Source organism: Pantoea sp. X-Soil-TKNS-1279 (assembly GCF_059730565.1).
This window is the reverse complement of the sequence record NZ_AP035948.1, coordinates 1,126,470-1,143,109: the sequence shown is the minus strand read 5'-3', so window position 1 is coordinate 1,143,109 and position 16,640 is coordinate 1,126,470. Positions and strand designations below refer to the sequence as shown.

17 protein-coding genes and 1 other RNA gene are annotated in these 16,640 nt (G+C 53.9%); 7 read left to right on the top strand and 11 right to left on the bottom strand.

The genetic code is table 11. The features are described from left to right. Positions 1-110 precede the first annotated feature (110 nt). Together tomB and hha are read left to right on the top strand one after the other, a co-directional pair. Positions 111-488, top strand: a complete 378-nt coding sequence (gene tomB / locus AC6I8N_RS05200) for an Hha toxicity modulator TomB (RefSeq protein ID WP_021185827.1) — start codon at positions 111-113, stop codon at positions 486-488. A gap of 24 nt (positions 489-512) precedes the next feature. Then, entirely contained in the window at positions 513-731 is a 219-nt protein-coding gene (gene hha, locus AC6I8N_RS05195; protein ID WP_013508151.1) for a hemolysin expression-modulating protein Hha, read from the top strand. A gap of 133 nt (positions 732-864) precedes the next feature. On the opposite strand, the gene ffs is transcribed toward hha, so the two are convergent. After that, positions 865-961, bottom strand: an RNA gene (gene ffs / locus AC6I8N_RS05190) — signal recognition particle sRNA small type. Positions 962-1,129: 168 nt separating this feature from the next. Here ffs and AC6I8N_RS05185 point away from each other — a divergent pair. Next, complete coding sequence (locus AC6I8N_RS05185; RefSeq protein WP_497830181.1) at positions 1,130-1,444, top strand: MGMT family protein; 315 nt, start codon at positions 1,130-1,132, stop codon at positions 1,442-1,444. A 53-nt stretch (positions 1,445-1,497) separates the two neighbouring features. Here AC6I8N_RS05185 and AC6I8N_RS05180 read toward each other — a convergent pair whose 3' ends face one another. Next, positions 1,498-2,055 carry a YbaY family lipoprotein gene (locus AC6I8N_RS05180; RefSeq protein ID WP_208724965.1) on the bottom strand — a complete coding sequence of 186 codons (558 nt, stop codon included), beginning with the start codon at positions 2,053-2,055 and terminating at the stop codon, positions 1,498-1,500. A gap of 206 nt (positions 2,056-2,261) precedes the next feature. Between AC6I8N_RS05180 and tesB the strand changes: the two genes are divergently transcribed. Then, a complete protein-coding gene (gene tesB / locus AC6I8N_RS05175) occupies positions 2,262-3,125 on the top strand; it encodes an acyl-CoA thioesterase II (protein ID WP_021185829.1) in 864 nt (287 codons plus the stop codon). A gap of 72 nt (positions 3,126-3,197) precedes the next feature. On the opposite strand, the gene amtB is transcribed toward tesB, so the two are convergent. From amtB to AC6I8N_RS05150, 5 genes are all read right to left on the bottom strand, one after another. Beyond that, the gene (amtB, locus tag AC6I8N_RS05170) at positions 3,198-4,487 is read right to left on the bottom strand and encodes an ammonium transporter AmtB (RefSeq protein ID WP_013508147.1); all 1,290 of its coding nucleotides are present in this window, start codon (positions 4,485-4,487) and stop codon (positions 3,198-3,200) included. 31 nt (positions 4,488-4,518) lie between these two features. Next, positions 4,519-4,857, bottom strand: a complete 339-nt coding sequence (glnK, locus tag AC6I8N_RS05165) for a P-II family nitrogen regulator (RefSeq protein WP_007886947.1) — start codon at positions 4,855-4,857, stop codon at positions 4,519-4,521. 258 nt (positions 4,858-5,115) lie between these two features. Beyond that, a complete protein-coding gene (locus AC6I8N_RS05160; protein WP_497830180.1) occupies positions 5,116-6,891 on the bottom strand; it encodes a SmdB family multidrug efflux ABC transporter permease/ATP-binding protein in 1,776 nt (591 codons plus the stop codon). Then, on the bottom strand, positions 6,884-8,653 hold the full coding sequence (locus tag AC6I8N_RS05155) for a SmdA family multidrug ABC transporter permease/ATP-binding protein (protein ID WP_021185831.1): 1,770 nt from the start codon (positions 8,651-8,653) through the stop codon (positions 6,884-6,886). The genes AC6I8N_RS05160 and AC6I8N_RS05155 overlap by 8 nt, the downstream gene beginning before the upstream one ends. A gap of 23 nt (positions 8,654-8,676) precedes the next feature. Further along, positions 8,677-9,138, bottom strand: coding sequence for an Lrp/AsnC family transcriptional regulator (locus AC6I8N_RS05150; protein ID WP_021185832.1), 462 nt, complete (start codon positions 9,136-9,138; stop codon positions 8,677-8,679). A 115-nt stretch (positions 9,139-9,253) separates the two neighbouring features. Here AC6I8N_RS05150 and AC6I8N_RS05145 point away from each other — a divergent pair, with 115 nt between their 5' ends. After that, entirely contained in the window at positions 9,254-10,288 is a 1,035-nt protein-coding gene (locus AC6I8N_RS05145; RefSeq protein ID WP_208724963.1) for a PLP-dependent cysteine synthase family protein, read from the top strand. A gap of 34 nt (positions 10,289-10,322) precedes the next feature. Here AC6I8N_RS05145 and cof read toward each other — a convergent pair whose 3' ends face one another. Continuing rightward, the gene (gene cof / locus AC6I8N_RS05140) at positions 10,323-11,147 is read right to left on the bottom strand and encodes an HMP-PP phosphatase (protein WP_497830179.1); all 825 of its coding nucleotides are present in this window, start codon (positions 11,145-11,147) and stop codon (positions 10,323-10,325) included. Positions 11,148-11,241: 94 nt separating this feature from the next. Between cof and AC6I8N_RS05135 the strand changes: the two genes are divergently transcribed. Both AC6I8N_RS05135 and queC read left to right on the top strand, forming a co-directional pair. After that, on the top strand, positions 11,242-12,969 hold the full coding sequence (locus AC6I8N_RS05135; protein WP_497830178.1) for an SgrR family transcriptional regulator: 1,728 nt from the start codon (positions 11,242-11,244) through the stop codon (positions 12,967-12,969). A 26-nt stretch (positions 12,970-12,995) separates the two neighbouring features. Continuing rightward, a complete protein-coding gene (gene queC / locus AC6I8N_RS05130) occupies positions 12,996-13,691 on the top strand; it encodes a 7-cyano-7-deazaguanine synthase QueC (protein ID WP_497830177.1) in 696 nt (231 codons plus the stop codon). 41 nt (positions 13,692-13,732) lie between these two features. Here queC and AC6I8N_RS05125 read toward each other — a convergent pair whose 3' ends face one another. From AC6I8N_RS05125 to ppiD, 3 genes are all read right to left on the bottom strand, one after another. Continuing rightward, positions 13,733-14,131, bottom strand: a complete 399-nt coding sequence (locus AC6I8N_RS05125) for an acyl-CoA thioesterase (protein ID WP_021185837.1) — start codon at positions 14,129-14,131, stop codon at positions 13,733-13,735. Positions 14,132-14,233: 102 nt separating this feature from the next. Beyond that, positions 14,234-14,557 (bottom strand): ComEA family DNA-binding protein, encoded by a 324-nt coding sequence (locus AC6I8N_RS05120; RefSeq protein ID WP_021185838.1) that lies wholly within the window; start codon positions 14,555-14,557, stop codon positions 14,234-14,236. Between the two features lie 139 nt (positions 14,558-14,696). Then, positions 14,697-16,565 (bottom strand): peptidylprolyl isomerase, encoded by a 1,869-nt coding sequence (ppiD, locus tag AC6I8N_RS05115; RefSeq protein ID WP_208724959.1) that lies wholly within the window; start codon positions 16,563-16,565, stop codon positions 14,697-14,699. Positions 16,566-16,640 lie beyond the last annotated feature (75 nt).

The following is a 16,640-nucleotide window of genomic DNA, read 5'->3' as shown; positions in this document are numbered from 1 at the left end:
GGATTATATTTGAGGAGTCGCTGAATTCATTTTATTCGTGATCGCTTCCTGGCCGCTTTTCCAAATCTCGCCGCGCTGCGGTAACCGTGCTAGCTATGGAGGGGAAAAAGATGGACGAATACTCACCGAAACGGCATGATATTGCCCAGCTTAAATTTCTGTGTGAGAACCTGTTTGACGAAAGTATGGCAACATTAACTGACAGTCATCATGGCTGGGTTAATGATCCTACTTCTGAAAGCAATTTACAGCTCAACGATTTGATTGAGCATATCGCGTCTTTCACGATGAATTACAAAATTAAGCATGTTGAAGATGAAGCACTGATAACGCAAATCGATGAATATCTTGACGATACCTTTATGTTGTTTAGCAGTTACGGAATCAATACTCAGGATCTTCAACGTTGGCAACGTTCAGCACGACGCTTATTTAACCTGTTTGCCGAAGAGTGCGCTTTTCTACAGCAACCCAGCCATTCCTTTTAGCATCAGAGTGAGAACGATTTATTTATGAGCAATCAAGCCTTAACCAAAACCGATTATTTGATGCGACTGCGCCGCTGTCGCTCAATCGATACCCTTGAGCGGGTGATTGAAAAAAACAAGTATGAATTGTCCGATGACGAGTTAGCGGTATTTTACTCGGCTGCCGATCACCGCCTTGCAGAGCTGACGATGAATAAGCTCTACGATAAAGTGCCCGGGTCTGTCTGGAAGTTCGTCCGCTAAGTTTTTCCCTTCTCTTGCCCAGCCTGTTGCAGCAACCAATTTTCAGGGATTGACCTTTCACTGGCAAAGGAGTGCCAGCAGCACGCTATTGATTGAATTTAAGGGGATTTTTTCGAGGCAGAAATGGTGGAGGCCCTGCCAGCTACATCCCGGCACACGCGTCGCCTGCTGCGGCTGCTTCCTTCCGGACCTGACCGAGTTCACAAGTTAGCATTGCGGGAGAACCAACAGGGCCCCCATTGACTAGCCCTCATTACGAGAGCGCTGGCATTATCAGGTAAGCCCCCGGCAATTGCAAGCAAACGCCGGATGACCGTTGTTTTCTTGAACAGACAGGCGATTATACGTGCCCTGGTTCATGTTAAAGTCTGCCCTTTGCGGTTATTCAGGACGACCCAATGAGTGAACATGATAGCTTTCCGCAGCGCGTGTGGCAGATTGTTGCCGCCATTCCCCCCGGTAAAGTGATGACCTATGGTGATGTCGCCCGTCTGGCTGGCTCCCCGCGTGCGGCACGTCAGGTGGGTGGCGTGCTGAAACGTCTCCCACCAGGCAGCCAGTTACCCTGGCATCGAGTCCTGAATCGTCACGGGCGTATTTCGCTACAGGGTGATGATTTATTTCGTCAGCGCGATGCGCTGGAAGCTGAAGGGATCGAAGTGAGTGATGCGGGAGAAATTGAACTGCCGCGATATCGTTGGGATCAGGATTGATACCCGGTACACATTCGTCCCGGTGCGATAAATCGCGCCGGGACGATATCCGTTTACATACTGGTCGCCGCAGGCACTGAAGACGATGGTGTCACCTGCGTAGGAGAGGTAGACGGCACGGTCGTTGCCGCACCAGGCTGCGTTGGCATCGCCATATTGGTGGTAGGCACCAGCAACAATTCGACCTTGGTTCCGCCCTGATTAATCACCGGTTTTACCGTATCAGTGATAAACGCCAGTCTGCCATCAATGGCTATTGCTGCACTCAACAGAATGCGTGCGTTCGGCTGGATGTCTGCCGGGTTAAAGGGCAGCACAAACTGGAACGGTGCCTGTTTACCCTCGGTACGCACCACATGCTGCGCCAGCACGCGGGATGGCGCATCGGACTGTGAGGCATCTGACAGAGTCACTGTCAGCACCGCATCCGGCGGTAACGCAATACGCTGGCGAATATAAATGGAGCCACTTACATTCGGCTGCGCAATGGCCGTTTGCTGACCGGCAACCGTTGCACCCAACGTTGGCGTTGCCACCGGTTTGCTGTGATCCGCGCACCCTGCGACCGCCACAGCCAATGTCATACCGCTAATGATTTGCCAGAGTTTCATTGATGTCGTCTCCTTATGAACACTATGATTGTCGGCGGGAAAAAATAATGTGCAGCTATTCCACCACCGAATGCCCTTAATTCTGGCACAAAAATCCGCAATGCGCTTAAGACGGGTCTTAGATTGCTGAAACCACGGCAAAAAGATTGACGACAACTGGTCGGATCTTTCACACTTGCCCGACCGGTATCACTGAGGAATCCGTTATGAGCCAGGCACTGCACAACCTGCTTAATTTGTTGAATCTGGAAAAACTGGAAGAGGGATTATTTCGCGGTCAAAGCGAAGACCTCGGCCTGCGTCAGGTGTTTGGTGGTCAGGTGGTTGGCCAGGCGCTTTATGCAGCGAAACAGACAGTGCCGGAAGCACGTATCATTCACTCATTCCATAGTTACTTCCTGCGTCCGGGCGATAGCCAGAAAGCCATTATCTATGATGTCGAAACTCTACGGGATGGCAAAAGCTTTAGCGCGCGCCGCGTCAGCGCTGTACAAAATGGACAACCGATCTTCTACATGACGGCCTCGTTCCAGGCACCGGAAAGCGGATTTGAGCATCAGAACAGCATGCCACAGGTCCCCGCCCCGGATAATTTGCCATCGGAACAGGATCTGGCGCATAAGCTGGCAGCGCATCTGCCGATTAAATTACGGGAAAAATTCCTCTCTGAACGTCCTCTCGATATTCGTCCGGTGCAGATTCACAACCCGCTGAAAGGCCGTGTTGATGAGCCGGTACGTCAGGTGTGGGTGCGTGCTAACGGTCAACTGCCGCAGGATCGTCGGATTCACCAATATCTGCTTGGCTATGCATCAGACCTCAACTTCCTGCCTGTAGCGCTTCAGCCGCACGGCAAAGGCTTCCTTGAGCCCGACATGCAGGTCGCGACTATCGACCACTCAATGTGGTTCCACCGCCCGTTCGACCTGTCAGAATGGCTGCTGTATAGCGTTGTCAGCACCTCAGCATCAGGTGCACGCGGGTTTGTACGCGGGGAGTTTTTTACTCAGGATGGCACGCTGGTGGCAACCACTGTGCAGGAAGGGGTGATGCGCCAACGCAGCGAATAAAAAAAGGGGCGATGACTCGCCCCTTCTGCTTTTTATTATTTTAGCGCACTGCTCTCTTTTTCAGCCCGGCTCTTACTGGTTGTAAGCGTTTTCGCCGTGGCTGTTAACATCCAGACCTTCACGTTCCTGATCTTCCGGAACACGCAGGCCAACAATCATATCGGCCAGTTTGAAGCCAATGAAGGCAACCACACCAGACCAGACGATAGTGACACCCACGCTGAACAGCTGGATCCATACCTGATGGCCCATGGTTACGCCTTCAGCATAACCTACGCCACCCAGTGAAGAGGAAGCGAACACACCAGTCAGGATACAACCCACGATGCCACACACGCCGTGCACACCGAACACATCACACGGGTCATCAACACGCAGCCATTTCTTCAGGGTAGTGACACCCCACAGACCAGCCAAACCACCGACCAGACCGATAATCAGCGCGCCGCCAACACCGACATAACCACACGCCGGAGTGATAGCAACCAGACCTGCGATGAAGCCTGAAGAGGCACCCAGCAGAGAAGGCTTACCACGCAGTGCCCACTCACCGAAGGTCCAGGACAGTACCGCACCCGCCGTCGCAATGACGGTGTTCAGGAATGCCAGGGCAGCGATTTCGTTGGCAGCAGAAGCAGAACCAGCGTTGAAGCCGAACCAGCCCACATACAGGATTGCAGTACCCGTGAACACCATTGGCAGGTTGTGCGGTTTAAATGCTTCTTTACCGAAGCCAGCACGTTTGCCCACCAGATAAGCACCGACCAGACCAGCAACCGCAGCGTTGATGTGAACAACGGTACCGCCCGCGAAGTCCAGCGCGCCATCAGATGCCAGCAGACCGCCAGCCCAGACCATGTGTGCAATCGGCAGATAAGCCAGAGTCAGCCATACCGCAACGAAAATCAGCACCGCAGAGAAACGAATACGTTCCGCAATGGAACCCACAATCAGGCCCACGGTGATACAGGCGAAGGAAGCCTGGAACGCAACGTGAATATATTGATAGAAGGTGCCCATCAGCGCTTTCAGCTCGATATTTTTCAACATCGCCCACTGGAAGCTACCGAAGAAGGCATTGCCTTCGCTGAAAGCCAGCGAGTAACCGTAAATCATCCACAGCACACAAACCAGAGAGAAGGTTACCGCTACCTGAGTCAGCATGGACAATACGTTTTTACCGCGGATCAGACCGCCGTAAAACAGGGCGATGCCCGGAATCGACATGAACAACACCAACGCGGTGCAGATCATCATAAACGCGTTATCGGCTTTATCCGCAACGGCAGGAGCTGCCGCCATGGCCAGAGACGGTAACAGCGCCAGGCTGGTCAGGCCTAACTTCGTCATCATTTTATTCATTTCTTTCCATCCCATCACAATCAAGGCCTAGTTACAGTGCTGCTTCGTCGGTCTCGCCAGTACGAATACGGATAACGCGTTGCAGTTCCGCAACGAAAATTTTGCCGTCGCCAATCTTGCCGGTGTAAGCGGCTTTGCTGATCACATCCACGACTTCGTCCAGTTGATCATCAGCAATGGCGATATCAATTTTTACTTTTGGCAGGAAGTTCACGCTGTACTCGGCACCGCGATAAAGCTCTGCGTGACCTTTCTGGCGACCGAAACCCTTCACTTCGGTAACTGTCAGTCCCTGAATGCCAATAGAGGATAAGGCTTCACGCACGTCCTCCAGCTTAAATGGTTTGATTACCACGGTAACCAGCTTCATACGATCCCCTCCAGGTATTTAATGAGTGAGTCTTACCGGACACGCAGGGATATAAGCAAAGGGTGTGCCATAAATAAAAAAACCGCAGAGTCAGCAGATTAGCCGCGCTGCAGCGCGCTTCGTTCTGTGATGAACAACACAAATACCAGCAGGAAAGGAAGAAAGGAGTGGATTGTTTGCACCTCTTTGGTGCTTGTAGCCTCAAAGAAGTGCATTTCTACAGAATAATCCGATAAAGGTGCGCAAAAAAGGTGCAAGTCACCCTTCAGTCGTTAAGGGAATGCCCGCCGCGAGTTCATCGCCCGCCTGTTGCAGCTGGTACATTTGCCAGTAACGCCCCTGTTGCGCCAGTAACTGGGTATGCGTACCGCGTTCAGCGACCTGACCGCGATGCAGGACCAGAATCTGGTCTGCCTCAGTAATAGTGGAGAGGCGATGCGCGATCACCACCAGCGTGCTGTGCTGACGCAAGGCACGCAGGGCGTGCTGAATCGCCTGCTCAGTGCCGGAATCGATATTGGCGGTGGCTTCATCAAGGATCAAAATTTGCGGCAGCGATACCAGCACCCGCGCCAGCGCTAACAACTGTTTCTGACCGACCGACAGGTTATTGCCCTGCTCGCCCAACCGGGTGTGAATACCCTCCGGCATAGCGCGCACCAGCGCGGCAAGCTGCACCGTCTCCAGCGCCTTCCACACCGCCTGCTCCGGGATATCGCGCCCAAGACGGACATTGGCGAGCAAGGTATCTGCCAGCACCACCGGGTCCTGTTGCACCATCGCTACCCCCTGACGTAACGCCTGATGCGTCAGTTGTGGCAATGGACGACCGTCCAGTTCGATACTGCCGCGCGTCACCGGGTAGTAGCCCATCAGCAGGTTTGCCAGCGTACTTTTGCCACTGCCGGTATGGCCAACCAACGCAATAAAGCCACGGGGCGGCACGTCCAGATCGATCTGGCTTAACACGTCACGATCGGCGCGATAGGCAAAGCTGACATCACGCAGGGAAATACGCCCGGAGGCCAGTGGCCGGTTATCCAGGCCGTAATCCTGCTGAGTCGCATCCATCAACTCAAAAATGCGCTCACCCGACACCACCGCCTGTTGCAGCATCGATTGCTGGGTAGTGAGTTCAATCAACGGCTCATTCAGACGCCCGAGGTAAGTGATAAAGGCATACAGAACGCCCACCTCAAATACGCCAGGGTTAGCAAAGCTGAACAGCATCAGCAGGCCGCACAAAATCAGTGCAGAGAATAAACTCAGCAATGGACGCAGCAAGAAGCCATCCAGTCGTAGCGTCTCCATTCGCGCCAGATAGTGCGAACGGCTGGCCTCCCCCATGCGCTCACCAAAACGCGCCTGCTGGCGGAACTGCTGGATGACACTCATGCCGTTAATCACTTCATTGAAGCCGTTATTGATGTCGGCCAGATAGCTACGCACCCGGCGCGCTATCGGTGTGCTGTAGCGCTGATAGATCAACATCACCGTCAATACCAGCGGGAACATTACAATCGCCACCAGCGCCATACGCCAGTCGAGCGCAAACATCGCCACCAGCATCGCGCCGATCAACGCCGCACTGCGCAACACCGTTGCCACCACCGTGACATACAGATCGCGGATCACCTCGGTATCGTTGGTCACGCGTGAGATGATTTGCCCGACCGGTTGGGTATCGAAGGCGCTTAACGGCTGTCGTAGCGCGGCATTCATCACATCAGAACGTAATTTTTGCACCACGCCGATCGCCGCGCGGTTGAACAGCAACGACTGAAAATAGTGCAGGCCCGCTGCCAGCAATTGCAGCAGAATAAATCCGACTACCAACCCGGCGACAATGCCCCACGGCATCTGGTGTTGCGCCACCAGATGATCAATAAAATAACTGACTAACACCGGGCCGGTGACTTCGGCCGCCGCCGCCAGCCATAACATGCCCACGGCCAGCCATAACGATTTACGCCACGGTTTGCCGTAGGCCAGTAAACGTTTCAAGGTTGGCCACAGACGCACAGATTTAGCCACGACTCGCTCCTTCGCTGATCTCATCCTCGTCCAGCGCCGCTTCCAGTTGCTGATAACGGTACATATCACGATACCAACCGCTTTCTGCCACCAGATCGTCGTGGTCGCCACGCTGCATCACCTGACCCTGCTGCAATACCAGAATTTCGCTGGCTTCGGTCAGCGCCGACAGACGATGCGCACTGATAATCAGCGTACGGCCCCGACCCCATTGCCGCAGGTTGTGCAGAATATCGTGCTCGGTGCGTCCATCCACCGCAGATAATGCATCATCCAGAATCAGGATCTCGGCATTCAGCAACAGCGCACGCGCAATAGCGATGCGCTGCTTCTGACCGCCTGAGAGCATCACGCCACGTTCACCCACCTCGGTTTCATAGCCCTGCGGCAGCCGCAGGATATCCTCATGAACGCAGGCCATCTTCGCCACCTGCTCAATCTCCTGCTGGCTGGCATTGGGTCGACCTAACGCAAGGTTATTGGCGACGGTATCGGAAAACAGAAACGGCGTCTGGCTCACCACCGCCAGGCGGCTGCGCCAGCTATCAATGCGCAACTGCGACAGCGGGGTGTTGTGATAGCGAATATCGCCTTGTTCAAGGTCGAAATGGCGCTGAAGCAAACTTAACAGCGTGCTTTTGCCACAGCCAGTGGGGCCACATAAGCCCAGCATTTGGCCGGGTTTGAGCTGAAAATTGACATGGCTGAGCGCCACACCGGCACTCGCCGGATAGCGAAACTCGCGGATCGCCACCTGCAAATTCCCTGCTTCCGGCGGCAGCATTTGTTGGCCGTCTTCCACTGCCGGAGCTTCCGCCAGCAACGCACGGATACGGCTCCAGGCCGCGCTGCCACGCTCAACGATATTGAACATCCACGCCAGTGCCAGCATCGGCCAAATCATCAGGCCGAGGTACATTACAAAGCTGGTGAGCTGCCCTAACGTCAGGCTGCCATGCCACACCATCCAGCTCCCGCCACCAATCGCCAGCAAATTGGAGAAACCAATCGCGATATAGATGGTGGGATCAAAACGCGCATCTACCCTTGCCACTCGCAGGTTTTTCTCGCCAGTATCGCGCGCGATGGCCGCAAACTGCTGCGATTGATGATCTTCCAGACCAAAGGCTTTGATCATGCGAATGCTGGTCAGGCTTTCCTGAGTTTGATCATTCAGGCTGGAGAATGCCGCCTGTGCCAGTTTGAAACGGTCATGCAGCTGATTGCCGTAACGATGGATAATCAGAGCCATAATCGGCATCGGTACCAACGCCAGTAACGTCAACTGCCAGCTGATTTGTACGCTCATCACCACCAGCACCACACAACCCATCACCAGTGAATCCACCAGCGTCAGCACCCCTTCCCCGGCGGCAAAAACCACGCGGTCAACATCGTTGGTAGCACGGGCAATCAGATCACCGGTGCGATGACGCAGGTAAAATGCCGGATGCTGGCGGCTCAATTGACGGTAAAAATCTTCACGTAATTTCACCGCCAGTTGGTAAGAGGCTCCGAACAGCAGCACGCGCCAGACATAACGCAGCAGATAAACCACCACCGCAGTGACCAGCATCACGCCGATCCACATCATCAGTCGTCCGGTGCTTAAGGTATGTTGGGTAACGCCATCAACAATTACGCCCACCAAATGCGGTGGCAGCAATTGCAGAAGCGCAATGATGATGAGCAGAGTGACCGCGCCCAGATATCGCCGCCACTCGCGCAGAAAATACCAACTTAACTGGCTGAATAATCGCACAAGACTGTCTCTTTCTTTACCCGTCAGGGTGCTACCGGCAATGCGGTTGTGTATTTAATTTCTTCCATCGCGAAACTGGAGGTCACGTCAATCAGACCCGGTACGCCATTCACCAGCCGCTTATAAAAACCATCGTAACTTTTCATATCTGCCACCTGAATACGCAGCAGATAGTCATATTCGCCGGCCATACGATAGAACGCCATTACCTCCGGCATCTGCTGGACCACGCTGACAAATTGCTGATACCAGTCGCTGCTATGCTGCTGGGTTTTGACAAACATGAACGCGGTCAGCGCCAGACCGATTTTATCGCCGTCTAACAGCGCCACGCGCGCACGAATAATGCCATCATCTTCCAGTTTTTTCAGGCGTTTCCAGCACGGGGTGGTGGTGAGATTGACCGCATCTGCCAGCGTCTGGAGTGACAAGGTGCAATCCTGCTGTAATAGCGCCAGCAGTTTACGGTCAGTTTTATCTAGCATTTACCTCTCCGGGAGAAAATTTTTCTCTCATCGAGCCATTATACACCGATTAAAGCAACCTCTTTTTCCTGCCAGTGCCTTACACTGTGGCGATTAAATTTTGCGGAAACTTAGCATGCAAACGCCCTGGATTCGTCACGCTATTAACGAAATTAACGCTGACTTTCAGCGCTCTGCCGACACCCATCTGATTCGCTTTAACCTGGATGATTTTCCCGGCATTGGTTTTTACCTGAAAGATGAAAGCACCCATCCGAGCGGTAGCCTGAAACACCGTCTGGCGCGTTCGCTGTTTTTGTACGGTCTGGCCAATGGTTGGATCCGCCAGGGAACGCCAATTATTGAAGCCTCTTCCGGCAGCACTGCGGTTTCAGAAGCCTATTTTGCGCGTCTGCTGGGGCTGCCATTTATTGCCGTGATGCCCGCCAGCACGGCTAAACGTAAAATCGAGTTGATCCGCTTTTATGGTGGGGAGTGTCATTTCGTGACCGATCCCTGCCAGTTGTATAGTGAATCGGAACGACTGGCGCGTGAGTTGAACGGCCATTTTATGGATCAGTTTACCTATGCTGAGCGTGCCACTGACTGGCGCGGCAATAACAACATCGCCGAGAGCATCTTTCGCCAGATGGCGCATGAACCTTGCCCGGTGCCACATACCCTGATTATGAGTGCGGGTACAGGCGGAACCTCCGCCACCCTCGGGCGTTATATCCGTTATCAAGGCTATGACACCCGACTGCTGGTGGTCGACCCTGAGCACTCGGTGTTTTTTGATTTCTGGCACAGCCGCGAGCACGGACTGAGTAGCGACCGCGGCAGCATGATTGAAGGCATTGGCCGTCCACGCGTTGAACCGTCGTTTTTACCCGATGTGATTGACGAGATGATCAAGGTGCCGGATGCCGCAACCGTTGCTGCCATGCTGAAGCTGGAACAGATTCTCGGCCGCCGTCCGGGAGCCTCTACCGGCACCAATTTCTGGGGTATGTTGCAGGTGGCGAAACGTATGCGTGAACGGGGTGAACAGGGTTCGCTGGTAACGATACTGTGCGACAGCGGCGAACGCTATCCGGATACCTATTACAACGCGGAATGGGTCGCGCAGCACATTGGCGATATCCAGCCGTGGCAGCGAGAGATGCAATAAAAAACCGGACATCCTGTCCGGTTCACTGCAAGCCTCAGCATTCGGGGGAATAATCGAGGTGTGGTGTGGTCATCCAGTGATTTAAATAGTGAGACACAGCCTGTGTCTCGCAATGTCCAATAACCGGCAAATGCGGCAACTCCGCTTTCAATTGAGGCATGGCATTGCCCATGATGAAACCGTTGCCGACACGGTCCAGCATTTCGCGATCGTTCATGGCATCGCCAAACGCCATACAATCGGCAAGCGACAGGGAAAGATGCTGGCATAGTCGCGCCAGAGCCGCCCCTTTGTGACAATCCAGCGGTAATACTTCCAGGCAATCCCAGGCAGAAAAACAGATATTCGCGCGTTCACCTAATGCCGCATCCAGTTCGGTTTTCAGTAAACACAACGTCTCATGCGGGGCAATAAAACAGATCTTGGTGACTTCATGCGCCGACATACGTTGCAGATCACGCAGTTGATAGTGGAAGCCGCTCATTACATGCGCTTCCCGCACCCAGGGCAGCGGTTTGTCGGTAAACCAGCCTTCATCATTGAAAATATGAATGGTCGCAGGTGTTTGCCAGTGGCGATGAATCACCTCTTCGGCGATAGAAGGCGGCAGATCGCAGCCATATAACTGTTTGCCATCCAGGTCGTGTACGCGGGTACCATTGCCGGTAATCAGCCAGGCGGGTAGCGTGATTTGCTCACGTACCACCGGCTGCATATCCAGCAGATGACGTCCGGTAGCAAACGCCAGCGTGACGTCACGTTGATGCAGGGCGTGCAAACTGGCGAGAGTTTCTGTACCCAGGCGATGAGTCGGCAGCAGAAGCGTACCGTCCATATCAAATGCCGCGAGGCGGGCCATGCGAGTTCTCCTGTCGGTGTGATACTCCCACTATCGCCTGGTAATTGCGGAACTAATAGTGAATACTTTTCGAAAACTGTTCCGGGTTTAGGTGATGCGGCAACTTCATCGGGTCAATCAATTCCAGCGGCTCTGGCACCTTAGCCAGGGTGCCCCCCAGCAACTGAGTGTTTCCGCCATGGCACAGCACTGCTTTTGCAGCGAACGCCATATTCGCACCCTGCTGCGCCAGTGGCAGGACGCGGGCTGGCTGCGTTGGCAGGGTGCTGCGGGTCGCGGAAAACAGGGAATCCTGACCTTTTTCACGTCACCGGAACAGCTACGCCAGCAACTTTTGCAGCAGCAACTCGCCGCAGGCGAAGCGGTGCAGGCATTGCAGGTGCTGGATGTGCAACCCGATCATCTGTTGAACATGTTGCGTCCGTTGATGGGCGGTCAGTGGCTTAACCAGGCTCCGGTATTACGCATTCCCTACTATCGTGCCCTTGAACCCTTGCGCCCGCTGAGAATAACCGGACGTGCCGAACAGCACCTGGCGCGCCAGATTTTCTCTGGTCTGACACGCTTCAACGGCGACGATGTCGTGGGTGATTTGGCTCATCACTGGCAACATGACGCCACGGGCTGTGACTGGTTTTTCTGGTTGCGCCCGCAATTATGCTGGCATAACGATGAACCGCTGTATGCCGCGCAACTGGTCACGCAGTTTAACAAGATCCGCCATAGTACTCCGGGGTTGCGGTTGCTTGCCTCGGTGGAAAGTATCACTGCGCCCCATCCACTGGCGCTACGTATTCGACTGCGTCACAGTGACTACTGGCTGCCACAACGGTTGGCGCACCAATACTGCCTGTTGCCACATCCTGAACGTGATGACATCGGTAGCGGTGCATGGAAACTGACGCATTTCGCCGCTGAACTGGTACGACTGGAAAGCCATGCGCGCTGGCATCTGCAACGCCCATTGATTCAGGCGGTTGAATACTGGATCACCCCCCAACTGTTTGATCGCACCCTGGGCACCAGTTGCCGCCATCCGGTACAAATCGCCATTGGCGATCCTGACGAGCTGGATACACTGCGCCCGGTCGATCGCAGCATCAGTCTCGGATTCTGTTATCTGGCTCCCCGTCTCTCAGCACGCCTGGGTACTGCGCAGGCTAAAACCTTAATTGCCCTGATTCAGCGAAGTGGCATGATCCAACAGTTGCCGCTGGATGAAGGCTTGATCACTCCCAGCCAGGAGTTGCTGCCAGGCTGGCCGGTGCCTGCCTCGGAAGAAACGCTGGTTACGCTGCCTGCTGCACTCACCTTGCATTATCATCTGCCAGTGGAATTACATGTGATGGCGGAAGCCCTGAAGCCGCTATTAGCTGCGCAGGGCTGCCAGCTGACTTGCATATTTCATGACGTCAAAAGTTGGCGCGATGAACGTGAACTGGCCGAAGCCGATCTGGTGATGGGCGATCGCCTGATTGGTGATGCGCCGCTGTTTACCCTCATAAGCTGGCTGGAGAACGATCCGCTATGGCAGCCACTCCGGGGAACGCAAAGTGCGATCCATTTACGTCAGCATCTGCGCGAAATTGCGCAACAACAGGACCCGGGGCAGCGTGCTATTCTTAGCCACCAGCTGTTTGAGCAACTGATGCGCGCCGGTTATCTACTGCCGTTATTTAATTATCGCTATCAAATCTCTGCCCCTCCCGGCGTGGAAGGCATTCAACTTAACAGCCTGGGCTGGTTCGACTTTACCCGCGCGTGGATCCCTCCTCCCGCCGCAGTCGATACTGTTCATCACACAGCTGAGCCATTACCATAAGGGCTGGGTTTTATACGGAAGAAAAGATGAAAAGAGCCGTTGTAGTATTCAGTGGCGGACAAGACTCCACCACCTGTTTAATTCAGGCATTGCAGCAGTATGATGAAGTGCATTGCGTCACCTTTGATTATGGCCAGCGTCATCGCGAAGAAATTGAGGTTGCGGCCGAACTGGCAAAGAAACTTGGCGCACGCGCGCACAAGGTGCTGGATGTAACGCTGCTGAACGAATTGGCGGTCAGCAGCCTGACGCGTGATAACATCCCGGTGCCGACCTATGATCCCAATGCCAGCGGCCTGCCGAGTACTTTCGTGCCAGGACGCAACATTCTGTTTTTAACGCTGGCCTCGATTTATGCATACCAGGTGGAAGCCGAAGCCGTCATCACCGGGGTGTGTGAAACCGATTTTTCCGGTTACCCTGACTGTCGTGATGAATTCGTCAAAGCGTTGAATAACGCCGTCAGCCTGGGCATGGCGCGCAATATTCGTTTCGAAACGCCGCTGATGTGGCTCAACAAAGCGGAAACATGGGCACTGGCGGATTACTGGCAACAGTTGCCACTGGTGCGTGCAGAAACCCTGACCTGCTATAACGGCGTCAAAGGTGACGGTTGTGGCGAATGTGCTGCCTGCCATCTGCGCGCCCGTGGTCTGGCAGATTATCAGGCTAATGCCTCAGCCATCATGGCGCAGATGAAACAAAAAAGCGGGCTGGTCTGATCCCGCTTCACCCCGCTGGCGTCGCTGACGCCAGCCTCTCGTCATACCATTAATGCCGCCAGCCGTTCGCGTAACTCCCCTTCCATTGGCACTGCTTTTTGCGTACGCAGGTCAATGCAGACAAAGGTTAATGCCGCATCGGCAACCGGTGAACCATCGCCGGCTAACAACACCCGCTGCGAAATAACGCCACTCTTGCCATTCAACTGCGCTATCTCACTCTCAATCGTCAGCACGTCGCCCAGCACTGCCGGGCGGCGATAGTTAATGTTGATATTCACCACCACAAAAGCGAGCTTCTGCTGTACCAGCCAGTTGAACGCATCGACATCCTCCAGCCATTGCCAGCGCGCCTCCTCCAGAAACTCCAGGTAACGCGCATTGTTTACGTGCTGATAGACGTCAAGATGGTAACCGCGCACTTTGATCGTGGTCTGCATTATTGCTCCTGATTACGCTGTGAATGACAACTGGTTGGACCTGTTGAGCATAGCACAGCGTAAATGCAGGTTGACCTCATCCTTCCTGAGTCGCGAGCTTTCTCACAGTTTCAGGCGGGCACTGTTACGCTCAACCAACGCGCTACCGATACCTGGCACCTCCTTTAATTGCTCAATTGCTGTAAATGGGCCGTATTGTTCGCGATAACTAACGATAGACTGGGCTTTCTTCAGGCCAATACCATTCATTGCAGCTGCAAGTTCTTCTGCGCTTGCCTGATTGATGCTGACCTGTCCTTCCGCTGGCGGTGATACCTGCGTTGCCTGTGTCTCACTGGGGCTTTCTGCCGCTGCCAGACTGGTGGAACACACCGTACCGCCAAGGGCCAGCGAGAAGAATAAGACCTGAAAAGTTTGTTTGATCATGCTGTGTCTCTCCTTGTGTTTAACAGCAGATGCAGAGTGTCACAGCACAGAATCAGGCTCAAAAGCCGAATCTCAGAAATGGAAAAGGCCGCATAAGCGGCCTTTGTCTGTTTCAACCATTCTGATTTTTTTGCGAGGCTTACTGCATTTGTGCGGCTGCGCCGTACTTGATCTTGGCCTCTTTGCGCAGGTTTTCCAGCAGGGCTTCGAAGGCGATTTGCGCGTTATTCTGCGTCACACCTTTCACCATCTGGTCAATCTGCGGTTGTGGCATGCTGCCAGTGCTGACTTTATCCAGTGCCACCAGCACCACATTACCCTGCATGTCTTCGCTCACGCCCCATGACGGTTTGTTGTCAACCGGCTGCGGCAGGTTGAATGCAGATTGTGCTACCGGGTCCTGCGCATTGCGATCGACGGTTTTGCTGGCGCTCAGCGTCAGACCGGCGGCTTGCAGCACATCCTGCTTACCGGCATTGAGATCGGCCAGCAACTTATTCGCCTGCTCTTTCGCCTGCTGGGTTGCTTTATCATGCTTCAGGGTATCGGCGATTTGTGCTTTTACCTGATCCAGCGGTTTGACTGCTTCAGGTTTGTGCTCGCTGATACGCAGGACAAACGCGCGGTCGCCATCCACTGAGATGATGTCGGAGTTATTACCCGGCGCACCATTTTGTCCGACTAAGCCACCGTTGAAAATGGCTTGTTTAACCGCGTCGAAATCCAGGTCCTGCGGCACGCTGTCCTGGCTGAACCAGTCAGTTTCAACCACTTTCAGGCCAGAGGCCTCAGCTGCGCCTGCCAGTGATTCATTGTCATTGCTGGCGGCTTCGCTGACCTTCTGTTGCATTTTATAGAAGGCATCAACGGCTTTTTCCTGCTTCACTTTTTCAGCAACTGCATCGTGCACTTCTGACAGCGGCTTAACCTGCTCCGGCTGGATATCATCCAGACGGGCAATCAGGAAACCAACCGAGGATTTTATCACACCTGAAAGCTGGCCTTTCTCGGTCAGATTGGCATTTTTCAGTTCATCCGGCGTGGTGTTCGGTTCCAGCCAGCCCATGTCGCCGCCTTTACGGGCAGAGATCGGGTCGATGGATTTGCTTTTCGCCAGGGTAGCGAAATCTTCGCCTTTTTTCAGCGCATCCAACACGGCATTGGCATCCGCTTCAGTTTTGGTCTGAATGACACTGTAGCGGTTACGTTGCGGCTGCGAGTAGTCGGCTTTGTGTTGATCAAACCAGCTCTGAATATCCGCTTCGCTCGCGCTTTCCTGCAAGCTCGCTGCATCCATCTTGATATAGCTGACGCGGAACTGCTCCGGTGCCATAAAGCTGCTTTGATGCTGTTGATAGTACTGGCTGATTTCGTCATCGGTGGTTGTTTGTTTCGCCGCCAATGCATTGACATCAATGATGGCCTGACGAATTTCGCGCTGCTGCGCCACCAGATCAACCAGCTTGCTGGTTTCGCCTTTTAGCATAAAGTCGGTGTTTGCTACGGCGTTGATCAGTTGTTGGTTTGCCAGTTGTTTACGCAGCGCTTCAGCGTATTGATCGGCAGTGAAACCCATGCTGGTAATCAGACCGTTGTATTTGGCGTTGTCGAACTTACCATTGGTCTGGAAAGCCTGCTGATTGAAAATCGCATCCCTGACCTGATCGTCACTGATGCCCATGTGCAGATCTTTGATGTACTGATCGAGCAAAGCCTGGTCAATCAGTTGAGAAAGGGCCTGCTGGCGCATCTGCTGCATGTAGCCTTCATTACTGGCCAGCTGCGAGAATTGGTCGCCCAGCATCTGCTGCTGACGATTACGCTCAGTGTTGAACGCCTGCTCCAGCTCTCCACGACTGATCTCATGTCCGTTAACTTTGGCAGCATAATCACTGTTACCGCCGATCAGGTAGTTACCCACCCCAGTCAGAACAAAGGACAGGATAATCAATCCCAGAATGATTTTGAGCACGACGTGATTACCCGCCGCACGTAAATTGTCCATCATGGTATGACAACACTCCGCTGTAGTGTGAATGTAAAGCTCTGACACGATGTCATCATCGCGCAACTGCAATTCAGG